The 26,410-nt window shown below is 72.8% G+C and carries 24 protein-coding genes; 12 read left to right on the top strand and 12 right to left on the bottom strand.

Annotated elements, in window-relative coordinates; all coding sequences use genetic code 11:
* Positions 1-7: 7 nt before the first annotated feature.
* Positions 8-2,233: an acetate--CoA ligase family protein gene (locus ACFYX0_RS13215; RefSeq protein ID WP_388969876.1), complete on the bottom strand. Its 2,226-nt coding sequence runs from the start codon at positions 2,231-2,233 to the stop codon at positions 8-10.
* Positions 2,234-2,399: 166 nt separating this feature from the next.
* Entirely contained in the window at positions 2,400-3,599 is a 1,200-nt protein-coding gene (locus tag ACFYX0_RS13210; protein WP_388969874.1) for a flavin-containing monooxygenase, read from the bottom strand.
* 239 nt (positions 3,600-3,838) lie between these two features.
* Between ACFYX0_RS13210 and ACFYX0_RS13205 the strand changes: the two genes are divergently transcribed.
* Genes ACFYX0_RS13205 through ACFYX0_RS13195 form a run of 3 tightly spaced genes read left to right on the top strand, consistent with a single transcriptional unit; the run spans position 3,839 to position 5,318 of the window.
* On the top strand, positions 3,839-4,291 hold the full coding sequence (locus tag ACFYX0_RS13205) for a DoxX family protein (protein ID WP_388969872.1): 453 nt from the start codon (positions 3,839-3,841) through the stop codon (positions 4,289-4,291).
* Positions 4,288-4,683, top strand: a complete 396-nt coding sequence (locus ACFYX0_RS13200) for a Zn-ribbon domain-containing OB-fold protein (RefSeq protein ID WP_388969870.1) — start codon at positions 4,288-4,290, stop codon at positions 4,681-4,683. Before ACFYX0_RS13205 ends, ACFYX0_RS13200 begins: the two co-directional genes overlap by 4 nt.
* 29 nt (positions 4,684-4,712) lie before the next feature.
* The gene (locus tag ACFYX0_RS13195; RefSeq protein ID WP_388969868.1) at positions 4,713-5,318 is read left to right on the top strand and encodes a GNAT family N-acetyltransferase; all 606 of its coding nucleotides are present in this window, start codon (positions 4,713-4,715) and stop codon (positions 5,316-5,318) included.
* 198 nt (positions 5,319-5,516) lie between these two features.
* On the opposite strand, the gene ACFYX0_RS13190 is transcribed toward ACFYX0_RS13195, so the two are convergent.
* From ACFYX0_RS13190 to ACFYX0_RS13180, 3 genes are all read right to left on the bottom strand, one after another.
* Positions 5,517-6,173: a pyridoxal 5'-phosphate synthase gene (locus ACFYX0_RS13190; protein WP_388969866.1), complete on the bottom strand. Its 657-nt coding sequence runs from the start codon at positions 6,171-6,173 to the stop codon at positions 5,517-5,519.
* Positions 6,174-6,240: 67 nt separating this feature from the next.
* Positions 6,241-7,737 (bottom strand): carboxylesterase/lipase family protein, encoded by a 1,497-nt coding sequence (locus ACFYX0_RS13185; protein WP_388969864.1) that lies wholly within the window; start codon positions 7,735-7,737, stop codon positions 6,241-6,243.
* A 74-nt stretch (positions 7,738-7,811) separates the two neighbouring features.
* Positions 7,812-8,459, bottom strand: coding sequence for a TetR family transcriptional regulator (locus ACFYX0_RS13180; protein ID WP_388969862.1), 648 nt, complete (start codon positions 8,457-8,459; stop codon positions 7,812-7,814).
* A gap of 167 nt (positions 8,460-8,626) precedes the next feature.
* Between ACFYX0_RS13180 and ACFYX0_RS13175 the strand changes: the two genes are divergently transcribed.
* On the top strand, positions 8,627-10,168 hold the full coding sequence (locus ACFYX0_RS13175; RefSeq protein ID WP_388969860.1) for a long-chain fatty acid--CoA ligase: 1,542 nt from the start codon (positions 8,627-8,629) through the stop codon (positions 10,166-10,168).
* Positions 10,169-10,290: 122 nt separating this feature from the next.
* Positions 10,291-11,307, top strand: a complete 1,017-nt coding sequence (locus ACFYX0_RS13170) for a PHB depolymerase family esterase (protein ID WP_355906977.1) — start codon at positions 10,291-10,293, stop codon at positions 11,305-11,307.
* Positions 11,308-11,352: 45 nt separating this feature from the next.
* On the opposite strand, the gene ACFYX0_RS13165 is transcribed toward ACFYX0_RS13170, so the two are convergent.
* Together ACFYX0_RS13165 and ACFYX0_RS13160 are read right to left on the bottom strand one after the other, a co-directional pair.
* Positions 11,353-11,967 (bottom strand): TetR/AcrR family transcriptional regulator, encoded by a 615-nt coding sequence (locus tag ACFYX0_RS13165; protein ID WP_388969858.1) that lies wholly within the window; start codon positions 11,965-11,967, stop codon positions 11,353-11,355.
* 504 nt (positions 11,968-12,471) lie between these two features.
* A complete protein-coding gene (locus ACFYX0_RS13160; RefSeq protein ID WP_388969856.1) occupies positions 12,472-13,647 on the bottom strand; it encodes an acetyl-CoA acetyltransferase in 1,176 nt (391 codons plus the stop codon).
* Positions 13,648-13,746: 99 nt separating this feature from the next.
* On the opposite strand from ACFYX0_RS13160, the gene ACFYX0_RS13155 reads away from it, so the two are divergent.
* Complete coding sequence (locus ACFYX0_RS13155; RefSeq protein WP_388969854.1) at positions 13,747-14,922, top strand: acyl-CoA dehydrogenase family protein; 1,176 nt, start codon at positions 13,747-13,749, stop codon at positions 14,920-14,922.
* Complete coding sequence (locus ACFYX0_RS13150) at positions 14,919-15,392, top strand: nitroreductase/quinone reductase family protein (RefSeq protein WP_388969853.1); 474 nt, start codon at positions 14,919-14,921, stop codon at positions 15,390-15,392. The genes ACFYX0_RS13155 and ACFYX0_RS13150 overlap by 4 nt, the downstream gene beginning before the upstream one ends.
* Positions 15,393-15,418: 26 nt before the next feature.
* On the opposite strand, the gene ACFYX0_RS13145 is transcribed toward ACFYX0_RS13150, so the two are convergent.
* Positions 15,419-16,045, bottom strand: a complete 627-nt coding sequence (locus ACFYX0_RS13145; protein ID WP_388969852.1) for a LysE family translocator — start codon at positions 16,043-16,045, stop codon at positions 15,419-15,421.
* Between the two features lie 82 nt (positions 16,046-16,127).
* On the opposite strand from ACFYX0_RS13145, the gene ACFYX0_RS13140 reads away from it, so the two are divergent.
* The gene (locus ACFYX0_RS13140) at positions 16,128-16,589 is read left to right on the top strand and encodes an Lrp/AsnC family transcriptional regulator (RefSeq protein ID WP_388969850.1); all 462 of its coding nucleotides are present in this window, start codon (positions 16,128-16,130) and stop codon (positions 16,587-16,589) included.
* Between the two features lie 107 nt (positions 16,590-16,696).
* Here the strand turns inward: ACFYX0_RS13140 and ACFYX0_RS13135 are convergent, their stop codons facing one another.
* A complete protein-coding gene (locus tag ACFYX0_RS13135) occupies positions 16,697-17,332 on the bottom strand; it encodes a TetR family transcriptional regulator (RefSeq protein ID WP_311695577.1) in 636 nt (211 codons plus the stop codon).
* Between the two features lie 155 nt (positions 17,333-17,487).
* Between ACFYX0_RS13135 and ACFYX0_RS13130 the strand changes: the two genes are divergently transcribed.
* Together ACFYX0_RS13130 and ACFYX0_RS13125 are read left to right on the top strand one after the other, a co-directional pair.
* Positions 17,488-18,306: a VOC family protein gene (locus ACFYX0_RS13130; protein ID WP_388969848.1), complete on the top strand. Its 819-nt coding sequence runs from the start codon at positions 17,488-17,490 to the stop codon at positions 18,304-18,306.
* A gap of 257 nt (positions 18,307-18,563) precedes the next feature.
* Positions 18,564-20,897 carry a PQQ-binding-like beta-propeller repeat protein gene (locus ACFYX0_RS13125; protein WP_388969846.1) on the top strand — a complete coding sequence of 778 codons (2,334 nt, stop codon included), beginning with the start codon at positions 18,564-18,566 and terminating at the stop codon, positions 20,895-20,897.
* Between the two features lie 179 nt (positions 20,898-21,076).
* On the opposite strand, the gene ACFYX0_RS13120 is transcribed toward ACFYX0_RS13125, so the two are convergent.
* Genes ACFYX0_RS13120 through ACFYX0_RS13110 form a run of 3 tightly spaced genes read right to left on the bottom strand, consistent with a single transcriptional unit; the run spans position 21,077 to position 23,434 of the window.
* Entirely contained in the window at positions 21,077-21,874 is a 798-nt protein-coding gene (locus ACFYX0_RS13120; protein ID WP_388969844.1) for an enoyl-CoA hydratase/isomerase family protein, read from the bottom strand.
* Positions 21,853-22,269: a Zn-ribbon domain-containing OB-fold protein gene (locus ACFYX0_RS13115; protein WP_388970055.1), complete on the bottom strand. Its 417-nt coding sequence runs from the start codon at positions 22,267-22,269 to the stop codon at positions 21,853-21,855. Before ACFYX0_RS13115 ends, ACFYX0_RS13120 begins: the two co-directional genes overlap by 22 nt.
* A 16-nt stretch (positions 22,270-22,285) precedes the next feature.
* Positions 22,286-23,434, bottom strand: a complete 1,149-nt coding sequence (locus ACFYX0_RS13110) for a lipid-transfer protein (protein ID WP_355906944.1) — start codon at positions 23,432-23,434, stop codon at positions 22,286-22,288.
* A 95-nt stretch (positions 23,435-23,529) separates the two neighbouring features.
* Between ACFYX0_RS13110 and ACFYX0_RS13105 the strand changes: the two genes are divergently transcribed.
* Positions 23,530-25,125, top strand: a complete 1,596-nt coding sequence (locus tag ACFYX0_RS13105; protein WP_388969842.1) for a FadD3 family acyl-CoA ligase — start codon at positions 23,530-23,532, stop codon at positions 25,123-25,125.
* A gap of 100 nt (positions 25,126-25,225) precedes the next feature.
* Positions 25,226-26,263, top strand: a complete 1,038-nt coding sequence (locus ACFYX0_RS13100; RefSeq protein WP_388969840.1) for a questin oxidase family protein — start codon at positions 25,226-25,228, stop codon at positions 26,261-26,263.
* Positions 26,264-26,410 lie beyond the last annotated feature (147 nt).

Genomic DNA, 26,410 nt, shown 5'->3' with positions numbered 1-26,410 from the left:
GCAGGCCTCAGCGGCACACCGCCAGCGCGTCCAGGGCCACGGCTCCCTGCCCGCTGGGCAGCACCATCAGCGGGTTGATCTCCAGTTCCGCGATCGCGTCCCCGAGCTCCAGAGCCATGCGCTGGACCCGGAGCACGACCTCCACGAGTGCGTCCAGGTCGGCCGGGGGACGCCCGCGCACCCCTTCCAGCAGGGGCCGCCCGCGCAGTTCGCCGAGCATGGCCCGCGCCTGCTCCTCGCCGAACGGGGGCACGCGCACGGCCGCGTCCCGCAGCACCTCGACGAGCACACCGCCGAGCCCGACGGTGACCGTGGGCCCGAAGAGATCGTCGTGGCCGACGCCGACGACCATCTCGACGCCGCGCTCCACCATCTGGCACACGAGCACGCCGTCGAGCGTGATCCCCTCGTAGCGCGCGATGTCCGTCAGCTCCCGATAGGCATCCCTGACCTGGCTCGCGGAGGTGAGTCCGACCTTCACCAGGCCGAGGTCGGTCTTGTGGGCGATCCGCGCGCCGGACGCCTTCATCACCACCGGGTAGCCGACGAGCCCCGCCGCCCGCACGGCCGCCGCCGCGCTGGTCACCAGCTGCTCACGCGGTACGCGGATGCCGTACGCCCGCAGCAGCTGCTTCGCCGCGTGCTCGCTCAGCTGCTCCCCGGGCCGCATCAGGGCCCGCGCCTTGCGGAAGGACGGCGAGGGGGTGCGGGGGGCCTCGTCGAAGGGGGAGCGGTAGCCGTCGACGAAGCGGTGGTGGTCGAGATGGGCGCGGACGGCCAGGAGGCAGTTCGCGACGGTGCGGAAGGTGGCCACGCGCGAGGACCCGAGCAGCGTCTCGCGGTAGGCGGCCTCGGTGCCGACCGGCGACCCCCACACCACGCACACTAGCTTGTCCGTGTGCTCCGCCGCGTCCACGAGGTCCTGTACGAGGCGATCGCTCAGCGGCGGGAAGGGGCCGGTGACGGGGCAGATGAGGACCCCGACCTCCGGGTCGTCCAGGATGGCGTCGATGATCTTCCGCCCGCGCCAGTCGCCCACCGGGTGACCGCCGTTGTCGACGGGGTTGGCCACGCTCAGGTACTCGGGTATCCACTGGTGCAGCTCGGCCTGCCGGGCCTCGGACAGCACCGGCAGCCGCAGTCCCGCCTCGGTCGCGAGGTCCGCGACGTGCGCGCCCGTGCCGCCCGAGATCGAATAGACGACGACACCGTCCGCGCGCGGGGCACGGGCCCGGGCCAGCAGGGTGGCGGTGTCCTGGAGTTCGTCGAGGCCGTCGACGCGGATGACCCCGTACTGCCGCATCGCCGCGTCGACCACGTCGTCCGCGCCGGTCAGCTTGCCGGTGTGTGAGGCAGCGGTGCGGGCACCGGTCTCGGTGCGGCCGACCTTGACCGCGACGACCGGCACCCCGCGCCGGGCGGCCCGGTCGGCGGCCAGGAGGAAGGAGCGGCCGTCCTTCAGCCCCTCGATGTAGCAGGCGATGGCGCCGACCTCGGGTCGTTCGGCGAAGTAGGAGAGGAAGTCGGCGGTCTCCAGATCGGCCTCGTTGCCGGTCGGGGCCCAGTGGGAGAGCCGGACGCCCAGCTCTTGGAGCGCGAAGACGGGCCGGCCTTGGTGACCGGACTGGGTGATGAGCGCGATGGCCGGCCCGTCGAGGTCGTCCCGGAACCGCTCGAAGGCGTTGAGATTGGTGTTGGGGCCGAGCAGCCGGATCCCGGACCGTTCCACGGCCGCGGCGAGCCGGGCCTGGGCGGCGGCGCCCTGCGCACCGGTCTCGGCGAATCCGGAGGCGAAGGCGACGGCGAACCGCACCTTGGCCGCGCCGAGTTCCTCGATGACGGGAAGGGGATCGGAGACGAGCAGTACGGCGAGATCGATCTGTTCGGGCAGGTCCGTGACACGGGAGGCGCAGGGAAGACCGAAGACGGAACGGCGGGTGGGGTGTACGGGGTGCAGCCGGGCGCCGACGCGTTCGGCCCAGGAGAGCAGCTGCCGGGTGATGCCGGTGTTGGGCCGTCCCTCGGTGTCACTGGCCCCGACGACGGCGACGGACTCGGGCCGGAAGAACCGGTCCAGGTCGGGGACGGCGGCGTACAGCGGCCGGCCGCTGACGTCGAGTTCCCCGGCGGCGGCTGGCCTGCCGTGCACGACGGGCGAGGTCCGCTCCTCGCAGGCGACGACCCGGGCCCGGCGGGAGTCGGTGGTCAGGCTGCCATGGGTTGATCCAAGCATCGTTCCGCCCCGCTCCTGTGTGACGGCTCCGATAACTGACGTACCGTCAGATTAGTGGAACTGACGTAATGTCAGGAACGGCCGTGCAGACAAAGACTGCCCGTGGCCGGCCGGGGGCAATCGCACTGCCGGGGCTGCGGGGCAGGCGGGACTTTCGCGACACGCCTTACGGGGCCGCCCGGTCCGCCTCCACGCGGCGGGCCACCGCCTTCGCTATCTTCTGGGCGTCCAGGGCCAGTTCGCGGAGCATGCCGCTGATCGGGTTGGTGAAGCCGGTGAAGTAGAGGCCGGGCGCGGAGTGCGGGGTGCGGGCGCCGTGGACGACCGGCCTGCCGTGCGCGTCGAGGACGTCGAGGTGGCCGACGAGAGCCTCCAGTCCGCGGACGTACCCGGTGGCGGCGATCACCGCCTCCGGCTCGATGCGGCTGCCGTCGGTGAGGGCGACCTTGTCGTCCTCGAAACCGTCGACGGCCGCCACGATCTCGACCCGCCCTTTGCGTACGGCGTCGATGAGCCCGACGTCCTGCACCGGGATGGCACCCTCGTTGACCCGGCTGTAGAGCCCGGTCTCGGGCCGCGGCAGCCCCTGCGCAGACAGATCGGGCACGCTCAGCCTCGCCGTCGGCCCGGCCAGCCGGTCGACGAGCCGTACCGGAAGCCGGCGGACGAGCACCCCCGTGTACTGGGCGGCCCACCCGGCGGTGGAGCGGCGCACGATGTGCGGCGGCGTCCGTACCGACAGCCGCACCCGTGCGGCGCCGCCCTCCAGCAGGTCGACGGCGATCTCGGCGCCGGTGTTGCCGACGCCGACGACGAGGACGTCGCGCCCGGCGTAGGGGCCCGCGTTGCGGTACTCGCCGGCGTGCAGGAACTCGCCGGTGTAGGAGTCGAGGCCGGGCCAGTCGGGCACGCGCGGGGTGTGGTTGTAGCCGGTGGCGACGACGACCGCGCTGCCGGTCAGCCGACGGCCGCCGGTGGCGTGCAGCAGCCAGCCGGTGCCGTCCGGGGCAGGCTCGACGCGCGAGACCTCGACGCCGGTGACGATCTCCAACTGGTGGTGCTCGGCGTACTTCTCCAGGTACCGCACCACGTTGTCACGTGACACCCACCGGCCGAACGACCGCGGTATCGGCAGCCCGGGCAGGGCCGACAGGCGCCGGGTGGTGTGCAGCCGCAGCCGGTCGTAGTGGTGCCGCCAGGACGCTCCGACGCGGTCGGACCGCTCCAGCACGACGGCCCGCACGCCCCGGGCGCGCAGCGCGCAGGCCGCGGCCAGCCCGCCCGGCCCGCCGCCGATGACGTAGACCGGTCGGTCCTCGTGGACGGGCACCACGGGGTGCGGCGAAGCAGCAGTCGAGTCGGCCATGAGCGGAGCGTAACCCCGCTGATGATTGATGGGTCTCGGTCAAGACCGGAATCGGTTGCGAATTGATCACGCCTGTAGAAGTCGTGTGGGGAACTGGCGGCATACGGTCGGAGGTGTGTCGGTTCGCATCGGCGGATTGATCGAAAGGGTTTCTCGGTAACCGCCTCTTGCGGGGCCGTCGCCCGTGCGCTGAACTGACGTACCGTCAGATATTCGGCCGGTTGGGGGTGGCTGTGCTCATGGACACGATCTGGCTCACCGGCGCGGAATGGTTCGCGGTGCTCCGCATCGGGCTCGGGCTGTGGTGGCTGGAGAGCTGGCGGCACAAGGACAGGAAGGCGTGGTTCGAGCGGGGCAGCGGCATCGCCTGGGCCGCGGACATCGCGTCCGGGCACCGGTGGGCCGCGGTGCGCAGAGGCTTCGACACGGTGGTCGCACCCCGGCCGCGGACGATGGCGTACGTGGTCGTCTACGCGGAACTGGCCCTCGGGCTCGGCCTGATCGCGGGCTTTCTGACCCCGGTCGCCCTGGTCGGGGGCCTGCTTCTCAACGTCCTCTACTTCGTCCTCATGATCCATGACTGGGCCGAGCAGGGGCAGAACTCGATGATGGCGCTCATCTCGCTGGTCGGGCTGTTCGGGATGGCGTGGCAGACCTGGTCGGTGGACAGCGCGCTCGGGCTGTTCCGGTGACCGGGCGCTTCGACCTCCCCGACATCGACGCCTTCACCCGCGCCTACTGGGACGCGGCAGCCGAGGGGCGGCTGCTGATCCGTCGCTGCTCGGCGTGCGCCCGCGCGCACCACTACCCGCGGGAGTTCTGCCCGTACTGCTGGAGCGAGGACGTGACCTGGGAGCGGGCGAGCGGGCGGGCCGCCCTCCACACCTGGTCCGTCGTCCACCGCAACGACCTGCCACCCTTCGCGGAGCGCACCCCGTATGTCGCCGCCGTGGTCGACCTGGCGGAGGGGCCCCGGATGATGACCGAGGTGGTGGAGTGCGCGCAGGACCGGCTGCGGGTGGGGATGGCGCTGGAGGCGGCGTTCCGGGAGGGGGTGCCGGTGTTCCGGCCGCCGGGGCGCTGAGCGCGGCGGGGGGTTGATTCAATGGCCCGATGGCCGACATACACCGGAAGTCTCCCGACCCGTCCCCCCTCCCCGAACTGCAGGGCCACGGCCTGCGGCTCACCGCCTGGGACCCGGAGTCCGAGGAGCAGCAGGACGCATGGTTCCGCGGACTGACCGACCCGGACTTCGTGCGGTGGAACACCCCGCTGAGGATCGTGCGCGACCGGGCGGACGCGCTCCACTCGCTGCGGTCGAAGGTGATGGACACGGACAAGGGGACGAACGCGGCGTTCCGGATCACGGACGCGGCGAGCGACACGACGCTGGGGCAGATGAGCGTCAACATGATCGACCATGTGCTGAGCGTCGCCCGCGTCGGCTACTGGGTGCTACCCGAGACCCGCGGCCGGGGCGTCGCCACCCGGGCCCTGGCCGTCGCTACCCACTGGGCCCTGACCGACCTGGGCCTCCACCGTCTGGAACTGGGCCACGCCCTGGGCCACGAGGTGTCCTGCAAGATCGCGGAACGATGCGGCTTCCGCTACGAGGGGACGATGCGCGGTGCGATGTTCGAGAGCGGCCGCCAGGACGCGTTCCGCGACGCGCATCTCCACGCCCGCATCGCGAGCGACCCGGAACCAGATCTCTCCTAGGCCCTGTCGTCAAACTCCCGCCTGCCCCGCGACGCCATGCACGCTCCCCCACTCTCGGCTTCGCTCGAGCGGGAGGGGCCCCCACGTCGCCGCAGAGCCCGCCCTCCGGGCGGAAGGCGGGAGTTTGACGACAGGACCTGGTGCTGTGGCCTTTCCGGTCGCAGCACCAGCGGCACCAGCCCCTCACGACGGGCGCCGTCAGGGCCACAGCAACTGCCGGGTCCATTCCTCGTCCTCCCGGCGGTAGACCAGCCGTACATGCCGGCGTCCCGAGTCCCCCTGGAAGAACTCCACCTCCTGTGGCCGGAGGTGGTAGAGCGTCCAGGACGGGACCGGGGCGTCCGGCTCGCGTCGGGCTTGCTCCCATGCCTCCTGCGAGGCCCGCGCCAACTCCTGCGCCGATTCGAGCACCTGGCTCTGGCGGCCCGTGAGCGCCGCGGCCAGCGCGCCGGTCGACCGGGCGTGCAGATCCGCCTGGCCCTCCGCCGAGGGCGCGGCCGTCACCGGTCCGCGCACCCGGACCTGGCGGCCCTGGACGGGCCAGTAGAAGTTCAGCGCGGCATACGGCCGCACCGCCAGCTCGCGGCCCTTGCGGCTGTCCGCGTGCGTGGCGAACGCCCACCCCCGTTCGTCCGCTCCGTGCAGCATCACGACACGGACATCGGGCGTGCCGTCGGCGTCCGCCGTCGCCAGCGACATCGTGTGCGGCTCGGTCTGCCCCGCCGCCACCGCCTCCGCGAACCACCGCGTGAACAGCGCCAGCGGGTCCTCGGGTGCCGTCGCCGGGTCGAAGGAGGGCAGCTCGACGTCCCAGACCCGGAGGGACCTGAGCAGCTCGTGAAGATCCGTTCCCATGCCCCGAGTATCGCCGCAGAGACCGACCGCGCCGGGCAAGTTGGGGTCCGGGCCGAGGGCATGGGCCTCAGCGCACGCCCTCCCACAGGGTCCGCAGGCTGCGGCGGGGGTCGTCCACGAGCTCCGGTGACGTGCCGAAGTGGCGGACCGTGCGGTCCGTTTCACGGTAGGAGGGCCAGCCCGGATCGCCCGTGGCGGCGAAGGAGACCCATGCGGCGTGCACGCTGTCCGCGAGGTGCTGCGGCCGGGCGTCGCCGAGCAGGGGCGCGAAGCCCGGATCGGCCAGGTTGTCGAAGACGAAGGGGACGTCGGCGGTGTGGCAGGCGCCGAGCGCGCCGTCGAACGCGGGGGAGGGCCAGGCGAATTCGTAGACGAACGCGCGGGCCCCGTGGTGTGCCCGGGCTTCGGCCAGGCGCACGGCGGGCAGCCGGTAGAACCAGTCGGTGGCGATCTCCGCGAGGAGTTCGCCCGGTGTCGCCTCCGGGAAGGCCTCGCGGTAGGCGGCCACGCCACGGCCGGGCGGCAGACCGTACGCGGTGGCGGCGCGCTCCACGTGGTCGTCGGTCACCAGGCGGTCCAGCCCGGTGGGCACGGTGAACAGGCGGAACTCGTCGCGGGTGCAGCCCACCAGGACATCGACGCCCGCCGCCGCCCCCTGGGCGATCGCCTCGGTGGGCGCGAGGGGCAGGGTGCCCCGGTCCACCACCGGTTCGAAGGGCATCAGATTGAGGGCGGCCTCGCCCCACAGGTCCGGGTCGGGGAGCGCGGAGATCTCGGCACGCAGTTGCTGCTGTGCGGCCAGCAGCCGTGCGACGGGAGCGCCGGCGAGGCCCGGCCGCGTGGGCGGGACCCCCAGGATCGACGCCAGACGGTTCGCGACGAGGGCGGCGGAGCCGGGGGAGAGGGTGTGGTGGGCCGCGCCGCTCTGGAGCACGGCGCGCCGGAACAGCCCCTTGGCCGCGGGCATGGCGAGCAGCGCGCCGATGCTCATGGCACCCGCCGACTGACCGAAGACCGTGACCTGCTGGGGGTCGCCGCCGAAGGAGGCGATGTGGTCGCGGACCCATTCCAGGGCGGCGATCTGGTCCAGCAGGCCGAGGTTGGCCGGTGCGGTGTCGTGGGGGCCGAGGTGGAGGAAGCCCTGGGCGCCCAGCCGGTAGTTGAGGGTGACCAGGACGACGCCGTCACGGGCGAAGGCGGTGCCGTCGTAGCCGGGGACGGAACCGGAGCCGTTGCTGAAGGCGCCGCCGTGGATCCACACCATCACGGGCAGGCGCCCGGCCGGATCGGGGGTCCAGATGTTGAGGTTGAGGAAGTCCTCGCCGGGGATGTCGACCTCGGGGATGAGGCGGTCCATCGGCTCGGCGTAAGGGGCCTTGGGCGCCGTGGGGCCGTAGGCACCGGCGTCACGGTTCCCGTCCCACGGGGCCGGCGGCCGGGGCGGTGCGAAGCGCAGCGGCCCGGTGGGCGGGGCGGCGTAGGGGATGTTCCGGAAGCACGCGACACCCGTGGGTTCCAGGGTGCCGCGCACGGAGCCGTAGGAGCCGATGAGGACCGGTCGCATGGGCACTCCTTCACGGGGCGGGAGGGGACGCGGAGGCTCCGCCCGCCGGTTGGCGGGGGGCGAGGCCGGTGCGCTCACTGATCGGCGTTGACGATCCGCAGGGCGAACCGCGCGTACTGGTCGGCCACCTGCTCGCGGGTGCGGCCGAGGGCGGGCCCGAACCAGTGGGCGACCTGGACGCCCAGGCCACCGATGGCGGTTACCGCCAGCAGGGGGTCGTCCACGCTGAACTCGCCGTTCTTCGCGCCGCGTTCGAGGACCCCGGCGAGCAGATGCCGGCACTCGTCCCGCAGGCGGAGCGAGGGCGCGGCCAGTTCGGGGTCCAGGGCGTGCAGTTCGCCGTTGGTGACGACCGCCAGCAGCGGATAGTCGGTGTGGACCAGCACATGGGCACGGACCAGGGCGGCCAGCTGCCGGGCGGCGCTGTCGTCCCGGGTGCGGGCGGCGGCCTCGGTCAGCCGGGCCCACATCTCCTCGTGGCCGATGCGCACCAGCTCCGCCAGCACATGCCCCTTGGAGGGGTAGTGCGCGTACAGGGTCGCGGAGTTGATGCCGACCATGCCCGCGATCTGCCGGATCGAGGCGCCGGCGAACCCGGACTCGGCGAACAGTTCGAGCCCGGCCTCCAGGATCCGGCCGCGGGTGCCGGGCGGGGTGACGCCGTCGGGCAGGTCGGCTGCCATGGCGACGACCCGGCGGGGCTCCCATGCGGGAAGGTCCATGGCTGCTCCTGGGATTCGTTGAGATCCAACCGATCGATTGGTTGACACCGTAGCGCAGAAGCCGGATGGTAGCTCGCAACGATCCGGAAACAACCAATCGATTGGTTGGCCGCCTGGATGTCCGTCCGCGGCGGCAGCCGGCCGCGATCCTCCGAGGGAGCCCTCCCGTGACCCGTCCTGTCCCGAACCCCGCGGTGCCCGAGAACCTCGCGACCTTGCTGACGGCGCAGGCGCAGCGGGCTCCCGAGCGGATCGCCCTGCGGCTGGGGGCCGAATCCCTGGGATACGGCGCGCTGGCGGACGCCTCGGCACGGATGGTCGCCGTCCTGCGCGCCCGCGGGGTCCGCCCCGGTGACCGGGTCGGGCTGATGGCGCCGAACGTTCCGGCCTTCGCCGTCCTCTACTTCGGGATCCTGCGCGCCGGTGCCGTCGTGGTGCCGGTCAACCCCCTGCTGAAGGCCCGCGAGATCCACCACTACCTCACCGACTCCGGCGCGGCACTGCTGCTGGCCTGGGAGGAGTACGCCGCCGAGGGGCAGGCGGCGGCCGAGGCCTGCGGAACCCCGTGCCTGGCGGTGGGCCGCGAGAGCCTGTCCGGCCTGCTGGCGGAGTACGCACCCGTGCCCGAGCCGGCCGACCGCGCCGCCCGGGACACCGCCGTCATCCTCTACACCTCGGGCACCACAGGCATCCCCAAGGGCGCCGAACTCACCCACCGCAACCTCGTGCGCAACACGGAGGTCAGCGCCCGGACCCTCCTGCAACTCACGGAGGACGACGTGGTCTTCGGCGGTCTGCCCCTGTTCCACTCCTTCGGCCAGGTCGTCGGCCTCATGTGCGCGGTGGCGGCGGGCGCCTGCCTGACCCTGCTGCCCCGGTTCGACCCCGCCGATGTGCTGGCGATGCTCGAACGGGACCGGGTGTCCGTCTTCCTCGGCGTGCCGACCATGTACGCCGCCCTGCTCGCCCACCCCGCGGCCCGGACCACCGACACCTCCTCGCTGCGACTGTGCGTCTCCGGCGGCGCCGCCCTGCCCGTCGAGGTCCTGCACGGCTTCGAGGTGGTGTTCGGGTGCACGGTGCTGGAGGGCTACGGCCTCTCGGAGACCTCGCCGGTCGCCTCGTTCAACCATCCCCAGGGCCCCCGCCGCCCCGGCACCATCGGCACCCCGATCGAGGGGATCCGGATGCGAATCCAGGACGACCGGGGCCGGCCGCTCCCGGACGGGGAGCCCGGCGAGATCGCGATCCACGGGCACAACATCATGAAGGGGTACTGGCGGCGCCCGGAGGCCACCGCCGAGACCATCGTGAACGGCTGGCTGCGCACCGGCGACATCGGCGTCCGCGACCCGGACGGACTCTTCCGGGTGGTGGACCGCAAGAAGGAACTGATCATCCGCGGGGGCTTCAACGTCTACCCCCGCGAGATCGAGGAGGTCCTCTACCAGCACCCCGCGGTGACCGAGGCCGCCGTCATCGGCGTTCCGCACCCCACCCACGGCGAGGAGATCGCCGCGGTGGTGGCCCTCAAGCCGGGCGCCGCCGTCACGCCGGACGAACTGCGCGACTTCGTCCGCGCCCAGGTCGCCCCGTACAAGTACCCCCGGGTCGTGCGGATCGCCGCCGCCCTGCCGAAGGGCCCGACCGGCAAGATCCTCCGGCGCGCGATCACCCTGTCCGAACCCACCGCCGAGCGGTCCGGCTGAGCCGCGCCGCAGGCACGGCCTCCGGTGCCCTCCGCGGGCACCGGGTCCGGCCGCCGCCGCCCCCTGCCCGGGTCCGCCCGTCCGGGCGGCACCCGTCCTCCCCACCCAACGGAGTGTGCACAATGAGGTTCCGCTCCCTGCGCAGAGCCGCCCAGGCCGTCGCCGTCCTCGGCGCCACGGCCGCGCTGGCCACCGTCGGCCTGGCCGCACCGGCCCAGGCCGCCACCCCGCCCCTGCCGGAACTGAACATCACCGGCACCTACGTCACCGGAGTCTCCTCCGGCGGCTTCATGGCCACTCAGCTCCAGGTCGCCTACTCGGACACCTTCGACGGCGCCGGGATCGTCGCCGCCGGGCCCTACGACTGCGGCCAGGGCAACGTGATCAAGTTCGTCACCTGCGACCTGGGACTCGGCGTCGGCGCTCTGGAGCGCCAGGCCGACGACTGGGCGGCCCAGGGCCGCATCGACCCCGTCTCCCACCTGGCGGGCAAGCCGGTCTACACGTACCACGGCTATCTGGACCCGGTCGTCAACCCGCTGGTCTCCCAGGCCGGCGTCGACTTCTACCGCCACTACGGCGCCGACGTCACCTACCACGACTGGGATCCGGCCGGACACTCCTGGCCCACGCCCGACGGCGTCGTCCCCTGCGCGCTCACCCTGCCGCCGTTCCTGAACAACTGCCACGACGACCCGCAGCGCGAGATGCTCACCGCCTGGCTGGGCGGGGTCAACCCGCGCAACACCGGCACCCCGCAGGGCACCCTCACCCACTTCGACCAGAACGCCTACGTCCCCGGCGGCTCCGCCCGGGCCCTGTCCATGGACTCCACCGGGCAGCTCTACGTCCCGCCCACCTGCGCCCAGGGCGCCGCCTGCAAGCTGGTCGTGGCCCTGCACGGCTGTCTGTCCGGCCAGCAACTGCTCGGCACCGACTTCGCCGAGAAGGGCAACCTCGACACCTACGCGGACACCAACAACCTCGTGGTCCTCTACCCGCAGGCCGTCTCCAGCATCTGGCCCATCAACCCCCAGGGCTGCTGGGACTGGTTCGGCTATACCGGCTCCGACTACGCGGTGAAGAGCGCCCCGCAGATGACCGCCATCGTCAACATGGTCCACGCCCTGGGCGCCTGATCCTCCCCGCTCCACCCCGCCCGGCCCGGCCGCGGCGGCACCGGCTCACGACCGCGGCGCGACCAGCGCCGCCGCCAGGGCGCGGGCCGCCGCGGTCGTGCGTGCGCGGTCGCCCGTCGCGACCAGGTCCAGCACCAGGCCGCGGAAGGCGGCGAGGGCCAGGGTGGCCAGGGCGGGAGCATGCTCCGGGGCGATTCCGGCCGCGACGAGATGGCCGGTGATCAGGGTGAGCCAGTCGTGGACGATCCCGTCGAGAAACGCCTGGTAGCGCTCCGGATCCCGGACCGCGTAGCCGTACGCCTCGAAGAAGAAGCGCCAGTAGCCCGTCTGCTCCGGGACCGACATCGCGTCCCAGACCGCCTCGACGGCGCGCTGCGGTTCGGCGGAGGCGAGCACCGCGGAGTTCACGTCCAGCACATGGCGGTCGTAGGCGCGGAACGCCACGAAGATCTCCGCGACCAGTTCCTCCTTGCTGCCGAAGTAGTACAGCAGCGTGCGGTGGCCGATCCCCAGGGCGGCGGCCAGCGGGCGGATCGACAGACCGTCCAGCCCGTGCTCCATCACATAGGCCATCGCGGCGTCGAGCAGCGCGCGTCTGCGCGGTTCCTGGCGGGCGCGCACCGCCTCCGCCCTGTCCTGGCTCTCCTGGCTGTCGTCCATGAGATCCATCATATCGAGCGCTTGAACCGATCGGTTCAATGTGGAGTAGCGTCTGAACCGATCGCTTCAACGAAGCGGAGCCAAGGGCAGCCATGAACCCGAAACAGCACGTCGCCGAGCGGATCGACCGTGCGCACGGCTCACTCGTGCGCCTCAGCCACGCCCTGTACGAGAATCCGGAACCCGGCTTCGAGGAGCACAAGGCCTCCGCCTGGCTCGGCGAACCGGCACTCGGCACGCTCGCCCCGGGCGCGCCCGCCGATCTCCTCGTCTACCGCGGCGATCCCACCTTGCGCACCGACCCGTCGGAGGGGCTCGAGGCAGTCGTCAGCCGGGGGGCGGCTCTACGCCCGTGCGGACCTGGAGGCCGACCGGCAGCGGCTGCGCAGACCGCTGCCCGCGCTGCTGGGACGGATCGGGTCGGCGCGGGTGCTGAGGACGACCGACTTCTCCTTCTGAGAGCGAGGTCCCCGCCGGTCCCGCAAGGACGCCCGGGCTTTCGGCTCACCGCCCCAGCACCAGCGTCCCCGACGAGCAGAACCAGCCCCCCGTACCGGACGCCACGGCCAGTCGTGGCAACTCTCCGTCAGCTACGCGGACTTGGCGCTCCCCGGCCTCTCCCCGCAACTGCCGTACCGCCTCCACCAGCAGGAAAAGCCCCCGCATACCGGGGTGCTGGGCCGAGAGACCGCCCCCGTCCGTGTTCACCGGCAGCCGTCCGCCGCGCACCAGGAGCCGCCCCTGTTCCACGAACGCCCCGCCCTCGCCCTTCCCGCAGAACCCGAGGTCCTCCAGTGTCACCAGGGTCATGTAGGTGAAGGCGTCGTAGATCTCCGCGAAGTCGATCTCCTGGGGGCGTACGCCCGCCCGCGCGAAGGCGAGACGGCCGCTGACCGCCGCCGGGGACACGGTGAAGTCGGGCCATTCGGACATCGTCGTGTGGGAGACGTGCTCCCCGGTCCCGAGCACCCACACCGGTGCCGTACGGCAGTCCCGCACCAGTTCCTCGGCCACCAGCAGCACCGCCGCCCCGCCGTCGGAGCGCAGACAGCAGTGCAGCTTGGTGAAGGGGTCCGCGATCATCGGGCCGGACAGGACCTCGTCGACGGTGACCGGCGTGCGGAACATCGCCTCCGGGTTCGCGGCCGCGTTCGCCCGCGCCTGCACCGCCACCTCGGCGAGCTGTTCGAGCGTGGTGCCGTACCGGTGCATATGGCGGCGGGCGGCCATCGCGTACTTGGCGACGAGCGTGTGGCCGTAGGGGGCCTCGAACTGCAGGGGCCCGCGGGTGCCGAAGGACAGGGTGCCGGTGCGGCGGCCCGCTCTCACGTCCGCGCGGGCCGTCGAGCCGTAGGCCAGCAGGACAGCCCGGGCGTGGCCCGCCGCGATCGCGTCCGCCGCGTGGGCCGCCATGACCTCCCAGGTGGAGCCGCCGACGGAGGTGGAGTCGACCCAGGTGGGCCGCAGCCCCAGATACTCGGCGACCTCCGCCGGGGCCAGGGTGCCGAGGCCCGCGGAGGCGAAGCCGTCGATCACCGAGCGGTCCAGCCCGGAGTCGGCCAGCGCGCGGCGGGCGGCCTGGGCGTGCAGGGCGTACGGCGTCGCCTCGTCGAGCCGGCCGCAGTCGGACAGGGACACCCCGGCGATCGCGGTCCTCGGTCGAGCGGTCGCAGCACTCATAGACCTGACTGTACATCAGATTCTTTCCCGCCGGACCTGTGCAGTCGAAGGCCTCCGCCCTAACATGACGGGGCGTCAGACGGAGAGGGGACCCCTCCCATGGACACCCGCTTCACCGCCGAACAGGACGAGATCCGCCGTACGGTGCGCAAGGTGCTCGCGGGGCGCTGCGGGCCGCAGGACGTCCGGGCCGCCGCCGGCACCGACGCCGGGTACGACCCGGCCCTGTGGGCCACCCTCGCCGGACAGCTCGGGCTGACCGGGCTCGCGCTCCCCGAGACCTACGGCGGGGCGGGCTGCACCACCACCGAACTCGCCCTCGCCTGCGAGGAGATCGGACGCTGCCTCGCCCCCTCCCCGCTGCTGTCCACGGCCGTCCTCGCCGCGCCCCTGCTGCACACCCTCGGCACCGACGCCCAGCGCGCCGAACTGCTGCCCCGCATCGCCTCCGGAGAGCTGACCGCCGCCCTCGCCGTGCCCGGGACGGCCCTCGCCACCGCCCTCGGTCTCGTCGGCGACAACCGGGGCGACTGGGCGGGCGGCGGACGCGCCGGCGGCATCCAGGCCCGGCGGGCGGACGGGGTCTGGCGGCTGTACGGGGAGGCCGGGCAGGTGCTCGACGGGCACAGCGCCGGGCTCCTGGTCGTCGCCGCGCACACCGGCGGGTTCGCCCGGTCCCGCACCCTGCTGTTCCTGGTGCGGGAGGGCGGGGCGCGGACCCGGCAGACCGCCCTCGACGCGACACGACCCTGCGCACGTGTGCAACTACGGGACGCCGAGGCCGAGTTGCTGGGGGTGGGCGGCGCCGATGTGACCGGGGCGCTCGCCGCCGTCGGGGACCGCGCCGCCGCCGTCCTGGCCTGCGAGGCCGTCGGGGCCGCCGACCGGACGCTGGAGAGGACCGTCGAGTACGTCAAGCGGCGGGAGCAGTTCGGCCGGGCGATCGGGTCCTTCCAGGCCGTGCAGCACCGGCTGGCCGATGTGTACGTCCGGGTGCAGGCGGCGCGTTCGGCGGCGTACTACGCGGCCTGGGCCACCCGGCACGGGGAACGGGTCGGCGGGCTCGCGCTCGCCCAGGCCCTCCGGGCGCTGCGCACCGCCGCGGGCCAGGGGATCCAGTTGCACGGCGGCCTGGGGTTCACCTGGGAGCACGAGGCGCATCTGTACTTCAAGCGGGCGGCCGGGGACGAGCTGCTGTTCGGCCCCGCCCATCGGCTGCGGGCGCACGCGGCCGGCACGGCACGGCTCTTCACCGAGACGGAGGTGGCGGTGTGACGGCCCTGGGTGTGCGGATCGTGCAGAAGGTGTCCTCCGCGCGGGCCTTCGCGAAGGTCGCGCCGCATGTCGTGCCCGCGCTGGACCGCACGGTGCACCGGCTGACCCGGGGCAGGGTTCTGCCCAGCGCGCGGATGCTGCCGGGCGTGATCCTCGTCTGCACCGGCGCGCGGAGCGGCCTCGAACGCCGTACGCCGCTCGCGTGCATGCCGGAGGAGGGCGGCGGCTGGCTCCTCGTCGGCTCCAACTTCGGGCGGCCCGGCCACCCCGCCTGGACCGCCAACCTCCTCGTCCACCCCGACGCCGAGATCAGCTGGAAGGGGGAGGAGATCCCGGTCACGGCCCATCTGCTCACGGGCGAGGAGCGGGCGGCGGCCTGGCGGGCGGTGCTCGCCTTCTGGCCGCCGTACGCGACCTACCAGGCGCGGGTGGAGCGCGAGATCCGGCTCTTCCGGCTCGTACGGCGCTGATCGCGCGGTCGGCGCACCCGTCGGGCTCAGAGCGTCGCGAGCCGCTCCACCAGCAGGAACGCGCCGATCCCCAGCATGGCCGCCCCGCTCGTCCGGGTGACCGCGCGGGCCGCGGCGGGCCGGGCGGCCAGGACCTCCCGGGCCAGGACCCCGACGGTCAGGTAGACGGCCGTGCAGCACGCCATGTGCGCGAGACCGAGCACCGCCGTCTGCGCCGCCACCGGCAGTCGCTCCCCCCGTGTGTCCAGGAACTGCGGCAGCACGGAGAGGTAGAGCAGCAGGCCCTTGGGGTTGAGGCCGCTGATGCCGGCGCCCCGCAGGAACATGCGGGCCGCACCCGCGTCGGTGTCCTCACCGGCGGTGGCGCCCGGAGTGCCCGGCCGGCGCAGCACGCCCCACCCGAGCCACACCAGATACCCGGCACCCGCCACCGTCAACGCCGTCAGCAGCCCCGGCGACCCCGCCACCAGGACGGCCAGCCCCGCCGCCGCCAGTGCCGTGTGCACCGCGTACCCGGCCACCAGGCCTCCCACAGCCGGCACCACCGACCGCCCGCGCAGTCCCGCCGCGATCGCGTACGCCCAGTCGGCACCCGGCACGCACACCAGCAGCAGGTCCACGGCGAGGAAGGACATCATCGCTCCCGTGTTCATGGTGGTGACATTAGGCGCGAAGAGGCCGAAAGTGTTCCCGTAATTTCCCCGATGCGGGAGCTGGCGGGGGAAGATTTCCCCCATGGACTCCGTAGACCAGAAAATCCTTGCCGAGCTCCAGCAGGACGGGCGGCTGACCGTGACCGAGCTGGCCGCGCGGGTGCGGCTCAGTGTGTCGCCGTGCCACCGGCGGCTGCGCGAACTGGAGCGCAGCAAGGCGATCCGCGGCTACCGGGCGGTGGTGGACCCCGCCGCCGTCGGGCTGAACTTCGAGGCGCTGGTCTTCGTCTCGATGCACCAGGAGGACCGGGACACCGTCGCGGAGTTCGAGCGGGCGCTGAGCGAGGTGGAGCACGTCGTGGAGGCCCAGCGGCTCTTCGGCGAGCCCGACTATCTGCTGCGGATCGCGACCGCGGACCTCGCGGCCTTCCAGCGGCTGTACGACGAGCGGCTGGCCACCCTGCCGGGCGTGCAGCGGCTGACGTCCACCCTGGTGATGAAGCATGTGGTCGAGGACCGTCCGCTGCCCATGACCCGCACATGAGCAGCGGGCGGTGGCCCACCGCAGTGGACCACCGCCCGTATGACAGAACGTGTGCCGAACCGGGAACAGCCGGCCTGCTCAGGAGGAAGGGAAAGTGTGTTGCCGGGCTACCTCGCCGGCTTCTTCTCGGTCACGCCCAGATACACCAACAACGCGAGGTTCGGCCGTAGTTCCGCCTGTTTGACACCCCAGGACGTGAAGCCCTTCTGGTGGGAGGCAACGGAGGCGAGCATCGCCACGAGCGCGCCGGCCACGGCCGCCGGGCTCACCTCCTTGTCGACCCTGCCCTTGGACTGGAGTTCGGTGATCGAGTCCGCGAGGGTGTTGGTCACCGAGTTCAGGATCTTCATGCGGATCTTGTAGAAGCGTTTGTCGCCCTCGGCCGCGCCGAGGTCGACGACCCGCAGGATCGCATCGTGCTTGCGCCAGAACTCCAGGAAACCGTCCACGAGTTCCTGCGCCGTCTGCCAGCCCGCCTTGCCGACCCACGAGCGGCCTTCGAGCAGCTGGGTCAACCCGGCGCCCTCCGTGGCCATTTGCTCGGCGATCTCCAGGACGGCGCCCTCGACGTCCGGGAAGTACTGGTAGAAGGTTGCGGGGGAGGTCCCGGCCTTGCGGGCGACATCGATGACTTTGACGTCCCGGTAAGGCGAGGAGCTGAGCATCTCGCTGAGGCAGTCGAGCAGCTTCTGCCGGGTCGCCTGCCCACGCCGACCGGCCACACGGCCGTCGACGGTACGCACTTGTCCTGTCATGCCGTCAGCTTACCGAGGGGTGATGGGAGCGCGATTCGGCCGACTGCAAATGGGGAGTGGAGGGACTCCTGAGCGCTTCCGTGGCTGGTGAGAAGGGAGTACGTGCGCGAGCGCCCCGCGGCAAACCCTTTTAACTTGGCGGCATGGCCGAAAATCCGCCGTCGCCTCCGGCGTCCTCGCCGGCGGGCGACGACGCCTCCTCGGTGAACGGCGCCGCCTCCCGGGACACCCCGTCCCCGGGCGGCACGGCCCCGGACGAGAGTGCCTTCCCCGAGGGCGTCCCCTGCTGGGCCGACGTCCAGTTGCCGGACCTGGAGGCGGGCAAGCGGTTCTACGGCGGGCTCTTCGGATGGACCTTCGAGGAGCTGCACGCCTCCTCCGTGTGGGCGCGCCTGGACGGGGCACCGGTGGCCGCGCTGGTCCGCAAGTGGGACGGCCGGATGCCCACCGTCTGGACGGTGTACCTCGCGACGCCCGACGCCGCCGCGCTCGCCGGGCGGATCCAGGAGGGCGGCGGCCAGGTGATCGTCCCGCCCACCCCCGTGGGCCGCCTCGGCATGACGGCCCTGACCGCGGACCCCGAGGGCGCCGTGTTCGGGCTGTGGCAGGCCGGGGCGCACCCGGGCTTCGGCAAGCGGCACGCGCCCGGCTGCTTCACCTGGTCCGAGGTGTACGCGCGGGACACCGACGCCGCGGACGCCTTCTACTCGGGGCTCTTCCCCGCCCTGTCCGGGCCGAGTGCCGTTCCCGACTTCGGGTGCGCGTCGATCCAGGACGTCTTCCCGGCCGAGATGCCGCCCCACTTCCTCCTCCATTTCGCGGTGAAGGACAGGGCGGCCGCGGTCGAGGCGGTGGGCCGACTGGGGGGTCGGGTACAGGTACCGCCGTTCGAGGCCTGGTACGGACGAGTGGCGGTCGTCACGGACAATCAGGGGGCGTCCTTCGCGCTGCTCCAGAGGTGACAAGGCGTTCGCGGTGCGTCCGGGAGCGGCACTTCCGGGGTGCGTCGGGCGTTTCACCATGCGGGCGCCTGCTTTCCCGGAGGTCCCAGGCATGGTTTTGTCCTGAGACACCCCGATCCGCCCCCGGGTTCGCCACAGGTGGCCCGGACAGGAAGAATCAGGGTGCGTGCCGCCACGGCGGTGCGGTGGTGAGACGCTGCACGGGGTCGCGTGCACGACGCGGATGACGCGACCCGTACGGGGAGGTGGCAGGCAAAGTGGTGGATCAGCTGACGCAGCACGATCCGCGGCGGATCGGGCCGTTCGAGGTGCTGGGACGGCTGGGTGCCGGCGGCATGGGGCTGGTCTATCTCGCGCGCTCGGCGTCGGGCCGGCGCGTGGCGATCAAGACGGTGCGCACCGAGCTGGCCGAGGACCAGTTGTTCCGGGTGCGTTTCACGCGTGAGGTGGAGGCCGCCCGGGCGGTCTCCGGCTTCTACACGGCCGCCGTGGTCGACGCCGACCCCCGCGCGGCCGTGCCGTGGCTCGCCACCGCGTATGTGCCCGCGCCCTCCCTCGAGGAGATAGTGACCGAGTGCGGGCCGCTGCCGGCCCAGGCGGTGCGCTGGCTGGCCGCGGGCGTGGCGGAGGCGCTGCAGTCCATCCACGGGGCGGGCCTGGTCCACCGCGACCTCAAGCCGTCGAACGTCCTCGTCGTCGAGGACGGCCCCCGGGTGATCGACTTCGGCATCGCCTCCGGCGTGTCGAACACACGTCTGACGATGACGAACGTCGCGGTCGGTACGCCCGCCTACATGTCCCCCGAACAGGCGAAGGACTCGCGCAGCGTGACCGGCGCGAGCGATGTCTTCTCGCTCGGCTCGATGCTCGTCTTCGCGGCCACCGGACATCCTCCCTTCCACGGCGCCAACCCGGTCGAGACCGTCTTCATGCTGCTGCGCGAGGGCCCGGACCTGTCCGGCCTGCCGGACGAGCTGCGCCCGCTCATCGAGTCCTGCATGCAGATGGAGGCCACGGGCCGCCCCAACCCGGCCGACCTCCAGGCCCAGCTCGCGCCCCACCTCTTCGGCTCGGGCTCCGACGACAGCGGCACGGCCTCGGCGTGGCTGCCCGAGAAGGCGGTCACCCTGATCGAGGGCCGCCGCGGCGGACGACCGCCGGCCAAGCCCGCTCTCCCCGCCGGCCGCAGCGCCGGGGGCGGACGCCCCGCGGTGCCGCCCCCGCCGTCGTACGACCCGCTGCCGGTGCCGGTCGGCGCACCCGACGCCGGGCCGGTGCGGCTCGCGGGCGCGTCGGTGCCGATCGGACCCGGGCCCAGGGTCGCCGACGCACGGGCGGCCGCCGTGAAGGCACCTCCCCCCGAGGCGGGCCTCGCCGCGTCCTGGTCCCGCCCGGCCGGCAGTGTCAACGGGGCACCCGGAGCCGTCCCCGCGATCGCTCCCCCGCCCCCGGAGACGGCCTCCGGCTGGCGCCCATGGCGTTTCCGTATGTCGAACGACCTCTGGGGCACCCCGACGGTCGCCGACGACCTCGTGTACGTGACCTCCTTCGAGGTGCACGCCCTGGACGTGGCGACGGGCCGCCGCCGTTTCAAGACCCGTGACGTCGCCTGGTCGATGGCGGTCGCCGACGGCCGGGTCCACGCTTCGGACGGCCCCACGCTCTTCGCCCTGGACGCCCGCGAGGGCACGGACCTGTGGCGGCTCTCCCTGGACGGCTGGGTGTACTCGCTCAAGGCCGAGCGGGGCACGGTCGTCACCGGCACCCGCGGCGGCGGCGTACAGGCCTGGGAGGCGTCGAACGGGCAGAAGCTGTGGGAGCTCAGCGGCGCCCAGACCGACTTCGAGGCGCCGGAGGCCGGTCCGCTGATCCATGACGGCACGGTGTACGTCTGGCAGGACGCCAGGCTGCGGGCCCTCCAGGCGCGTACGGGCGAGGAGCGCTGGTCGTACCCGATCGGGGACGCGGCGTCCTGCGGCGGGGTGCCGGTGCGTCTGACGCACGCGTCGGACGGCTGTGTCTACGTCTCCGCCGGCACCCGGGTGCTGGCCATCGAGGTGGCCACCGGCATGGTGCGCTGGCACTTCGAGGCGCCCGCGGTGTTCCTGTGCCCGCCCGCCTTCGTGTCCGGCCCCGCCGTCGCCGGCGGCGGCATCTACCTCGCGGACTACCTGGGCACGGTGTACGCCCTCGACGCGGCGGACGGCCGCGACCGCTGGCGCATCGCGACGGAGGCGCGGGCCGCGATCGACCCGGTGCTGGTCGCCGCGGGCCATGTCCACGTGGGCAGCGGCAAGGGCCTGTACACCCTGGACGCGGTCACGGGCACCCCGAAGTGGCGCTTCCAGGCGGGCGGCGACATCGTGGGCACCCCGGCAGTGGCGGAGGGCCGTATCCACTTCGGCTCCACGGACCACCTGCTGTACACGCTGAAGTCCGACGACGGGCGCCTGCGCTGGAAGCTGGCCACCGGCGGGGAGATCACCGGCGCGCCGGTGGTGAAGGACGGCGTGGTGTACGCGTGCAGCAAGGACCGCTGTGTGTACGCGCTGGACGCCGAGAAGGGGACGGGCACGGCGCGTACGGCCTGAGGCGACCACCGCCGTACGGGCCTGCCGGGAGACGCGGTGCACCGGACGACGGCGGTCGCTGGCGGAGGACGCTCGCGGGTGGCGAACGGCGCAGGACGCTCGCGGGTGGCGAACGGCGCAGGACGCTCGCGGGTGGCGACCGGTGCAGGCGCTCACGGGTGGCGACCGGTGCAGGGCGCTCACCGCACCCGGTGGCCCCCCGCCCGTCGCGCGGCGAACAGCTCCGCCTGCCGTTCGGGCGGCAGGTTCCCGAGCGCGATCAGCTGCGGCGCCTGCGCGAAGGCCGTGGCCCGCGCCCCCTCCTGCGCCGCCCACAGCGCCCGCACGGTGCCCTGGACCCCCTCCGGCGGATAGGAGGCGATGACCTCGGCACAGCGCACCGCCGCCGCCACCGCGCCACCGGGCTCGGTGAGTTCGGACACCAGGCCGATCTCGTAGGCCCGTCGCGCCGAGATCCGCTCGGCGGTGCCCATCAGGGCCATGCGCGCCGCCTCCCCGTAGGGCATCCGGTGGGCCATGAGGACGGACTCGTACGCGCTGACCATCCCGTAGCTGGTGTGCGGGTCGAAGAAGGCCGCGGTCGTGTCCGCCACGACGAAGTCGCTCTCGCCCAGCAGATAGAACGCCCCTCCGCAGGCCATGCCGCGCACGGCGGCGATCACCGGCTTCCACAGGTCGTTCGCCTTCGGGCCGATCCCGAGCAGGGGATCGTCCACCATGTACGGCGAGGCGGGCTGCGGCACCCGGGTGTCCCGGTCGATCCCCGTGCAGAAGGCCCGCTCGCCCGCCCCGGTGAGCACGACGGCCCGTACGGAGTCGTCGAACCGCAACCCCCGCCAGCAGTCGCCCAGTTCGCGGGCCGTCGCCAGATCGATCGCGTTGAGCCGGTCGGGCCGGTCCAGCGTGACGACGGCGACGCCCGTGGCCGGGTCGGCGGTGACCCGCAACCCGCCGCTCACGGCCGCTCCGGAACCCATCGCGGCAGTCCGTCCGCGCCGAAGGCGACCTGCACCCTCGCCCCGATCCGGATCCGGTCGGGCGGTATCGAGTCAAGCGGCGCGTCGGGCCCGGCGACGAGGTTCCCGACGAGCCGGATGCGCGGCGCCTCCACCAGCTCCACCACGATCACGTTGTACGGCGCCTGCGCCGCGTAGGCCGGGAGCAGCGGGGGATGCGGGACGACGTACGACCAGATCCGCCCCGCCCCGCTCACCCGCCGCCACTCGCTCGCGAACGACCGGCAGTGCGGGCAGCAGGGGCGTGGGGGGAAGCGGAGTTCACCGCAGTCGGCGCAGGCCTGGACGCGCAGCTCACCTCGGTCGGCGTACTTCCAGAAGGGCGCGCCGTCCTCGTCGGGCACGGGGGACAGCAGGGTGTCGGTCATGGCGTCAGCTCCTCAGCAGCAGGGCGGAGGTCGGCACACCCTCGCCGGCGGTGACCAGACAGGTGGCGGCGCCCGGGACCTGCGCGGTGCTGGTCCCGCGCAGCTGCTTCACGCCTTCGTTGACGAGGTTGAACCCGTGGACGTACGCCTCGGACAGTCCGCCGCCCCCGGTGTTGACGGGCAGCCGCCCGCCGAGCTCCAGCGCGCCCCCCTCGGTGAAGGCCGCGCCCTCCCCCCGGCCGCAGAAGCCGTAGCCCTCCAGGGAGAGCGGTATGAGGGGCGTGAAGGCGTCGTAGATCTGCGCGACGTCCACGTCGTCCGGGGTGAGGTCGGCGTGCTTCCACAGATGCCGGGCGGCCGTCCACGCCGGACCGGTGAGCGGGTCGTCGTTCCAGTAGTTGACCATGCCGTGGTGCTGGGCGGGGAGTCCCTGGGCGGCGGCATGGACGTACACCGGCCGGTGCCGGCAGTCACGGGCGCGGGCGGCGGAGACGACGACGCAGGCCAGCGCCCCGTCCGTCTCCAGGCAGTTGTCGAAGAGGCACAGCGGCTCACTGATCCACCGGGAGGTCATGTACATCTCCCGGGTCAGCGGGCGCTCGTACATGATCGCGGCGGGGTTCTGGTTGGCCCTGTTGCGGCAGGCGAGGGCCACGTTGAAGAAGTGGTCCCGGGTGGCGCCGTACTCGTGCATGTACCGGCGGGCCAGCATCCCGATCTCGTCGGCGGGCCTCAGCAGCCCGAAGGGGCGGGTCCACTGGGCGGGAACGGGCAGTTGGACGGCCGTGTTCCGCCAGGGCCGGGGCCCGCTGCCGCGCTTGCGGGACCGCCAGGCGACGCCGACGGTCGCCTGCCCGGTGGCCACGGCGGCGGCGAGGTGCGCGACGGTGGCGCAGGAACCGCCGCCGCCGTACCCGACCTTGCTGAAGAAGGTGAGGTCCCCGAGCCCGAGTGCTTTCGCCACCTCCACCTCGTCGGTCTCCTCCATGGTGTACGAGGCGAGCGCGTCGACCTCGCCGGGCGCGATCCCGGCGTCGTCGAGGGCCGCGAGGACGGCACGGCAGGCCAGGGCCTTCTCGGACTCGGGGAGCCGCTTGGCGAAGGTCGTCTGGCCGATGCCGACGATGGCGGTGGCGTCCTTGAGCCCTGCCATGGATGCACCCTTCCCCCCGAACGGTTTACTGACAGGTCGTCAGGTTACAGCTAACCTGACGGTCAGTCAGCCCTGCGTACCATGGGGAGGTCGCTGTGCGCGGTGACGTGGAGTGGGGCAGCATCCCGGGACTGGTGCGGAGCGCCGCCCGTCGCTACGGCGACGGGGAGGCCGTGGTCGAGGGCCGCACCCGGATCTCGTACGCCGAACTGGGCGCCCGCGTGGAACGCGCGGCGGCGGCGTGCATCGCGAACGGCGTCGCCCTGGGCGACTGCGTGGCGATCTGGGCCCCCAACACCCTGGACTGGATCGTCTCGGGCCTCGGCGCGGTCTCGGCGGGCGCGGTCCTGGTCCCCCTCAACACGCGCTTCAAAGGCACCGAGGCCGCGTACGTCCTGGCGCGGAGCCGGGCGAAACTGCTGTTCGTGACGGGCACGTTCCTCGGCACGTCGTACGTCGCCTCGCTACGGCGGGCTGCGGGCGACGGCCCCGGAGACGGCCCCCTGCCTCTCCTGCCCCACCTGGAGCAGGTGGTGGTCCTGGCGGACGACGCCCCGGCCGACTTCCGCACCTGGAAGGACTTCCTGGCCGACGGGGAGGGCGTCGGGAAACCGGCGGTACGCCGCCGGGCATCGGCCGTGACCGGCGAGGCGCCGTCGGACATCGTCTTCACCTCCGGCACGACGGGCCGCCCCAAGGGCGCGGTGATCACCCACGCCCAGACGCTACGGGCGTACGGGATCTGGACGGACCTGGCGGGCCTGAGCCGGGGCGACCGCTATCTGATCGTCAACCCCTTCTTCCACACCTTCGGCTACAAGGCCGGAGTACTGGCCTGCCTGATGCGGGGCGCGACGATGGTCCCGCAGCCGGTGTTCAACGTGACCACGGCGCTGGCGAACATCGCCGCGGAGCGCATCTCGGTGCTCCCCGGCCCGCCCACCCTCCACCAGTCCCTCCTCGACCACCCCTCCCGCACCGCGCACGACCTCTCGGCCCTTCGCCTGGTGGTGACGGGAGCGGCGGTGATCCCGCTCCGCCTGGTGGAACGCCTGCGCGGGGAACTCGGCGTCGAGACGGTCCTGACGGCGTACGGCCTGTCGGAGGCCAGCGGCTTCGTGACGATGTGCCGCCGCGGTGACGACCCCTCGCTGATCGCGGCGACATCGGGACGGGCGATCCCCGGCACGGAGGTGCGGGTGGTCAACCCGAAGGGCGAAACCCTGCGCCCGGGCATCCCCGGGGAGATCCTGGTCCGGGGCTTCAACGTCATGCAGGGCTACTACGAGGACGCCGCCGCCACGTCGGAGGTCCTCGCCCCCGACGGCTGGCTCCGCACGGGCGACGTGGGCGTCCTGGACGCGGCGGGCAACCTCCGGATCACGGACCGCATCAAGGACATGTTCATCGTCGGCGGCTTCAACGCCTACCCGGCGGAGATAGAGCAACTGCTCGCCCTCCACCCGGACGTGGCGGACGCGGCGGTGATCGGCATACCGGACGCCCGGCTGGGCGAGGTCGGCAAGGCCTATGTGGTCCGCCGCCCGGGCTCCCTGCTGACGGGCGACGACCTGATCGCCTGGTCCCGCCGCGAGATGGCGAACTACAAGGTCCCGAGGGAGGTTGAGTTCGTCCCGGAGCTGCCGAGAAACGCGAGCGGGAAGGTGGTCAAGGGGGAGCTCCGGACTTAGGTCGTGCTGCTTTCGCAGCACGACCTAAGTCCGACGCAGGGGCATGTCTCGACCTTGCGACCGATGAACGCGCGTCGGCCGGCACCTACCCTCGGAACTCATGGACAACGACGGCACACTCGACGAGGCATACGAACGGTTGCATCGGACAGGACCGGAGTTCGAGGGCTGGTTGAGCAATCACGGCCCCATGGCGGTGGAGTCCATGGTGCGGCGTGGACACGGGCGGCGGGTCCACCGCTGGCTGGACGTGTACACCCGTCGACTGGACGATCTGCCACGCGGCACCTCGCCCGTCACGGCCGACGACTGGCGTACGGCGCTCGGTGACCCTCGCCGTCTCGGCGACTGGCTCGCCTTCTTCGCGCGCGAGGTGACGGAACGACCCTGGCGTACGGTCCTGGAGACATGGTGGCCGCGGCTGCTGCCGGGCATCGCGGCCGGCGCCACCCACGGCGTGATCCGCACCGGCCACGCGGTCCACGCCCTGCTGGACCACGAGGACGGGCCGCGCCTGGCCGAACTGGGCCAGGCCCTCGGCTACTGGGCGGCGCGCTGGCAGCCGGTCCCCCTCGCCACGCCCTCCGGAACCGCCGACGCCACGTCCGCCCTCGCCGGGGTCCCGCGGGTGCCCGACCAGAGCGCGGGCATCAACCACCGGCTCGACCAGCTCACCGCCCTGACCGACTGGCCCACCGCGCTGGCCGCACTGCGACCGGCCACCGATGCCGAGCAGGCCCGGGACCGGCTGGCCGACCTGACGACCGCCGCCGTCCTGCGCTACCTCACGACCGCACACGGCTCGGCCGTCATGCTGGTCCACTCGGCCACCGCCCCCATGGCCGTCCTGCGCACCCTGCCCGCACTGCCCCGCACCCAGTGGGCCGAGAGCTTCGACGCCGCCTGGTCCGCGAGCGCCGCCGTGACCGCGGCCTACACCCCCGCCACCCCCGCACCCCGCCACAGCCTCCCCGCGGCCCCCGAGTCGGCGGAGGAGGCGTTCACCCTGGCCGTCCACCACGGCGACGAACACGTCATCAAACTCGCGGACACCGGCTTGGAGATCCACCAACGCACGGGCGAGGGGGACGCGTTGGCGGCGGTGGTTCGGGCGGCTGAGCTGATCGACGAGTTGTGAGGGGCCCGGGGTTGAGGGCTGGAGGTTCGGGGCTCGGGGGTGGGCTGTTGCTGGCCGGTGGCGGTGATCTGACTGTGGGGGCCGCCCGCTTCTTGGCCGGTGTCGTGCTTCCGCGGTCCGAGTAAAGGGTGCTCCACTCCGCTGCGC

Source organism: Streptomyces sp. NPDC002573, from assembly GCF_042889625.1.
Classification (GTDB): Bacteria; Actinomycetota; Actinomycetes; order Streptomycetales; family Streptomycetaceae; genus Streptomyces; species Streptomyces gibsoniae.
Note: the sequence above shows the minus strand (reverse complement) of the source record. Positions and strands in the feature narration are given on the sequence as shown.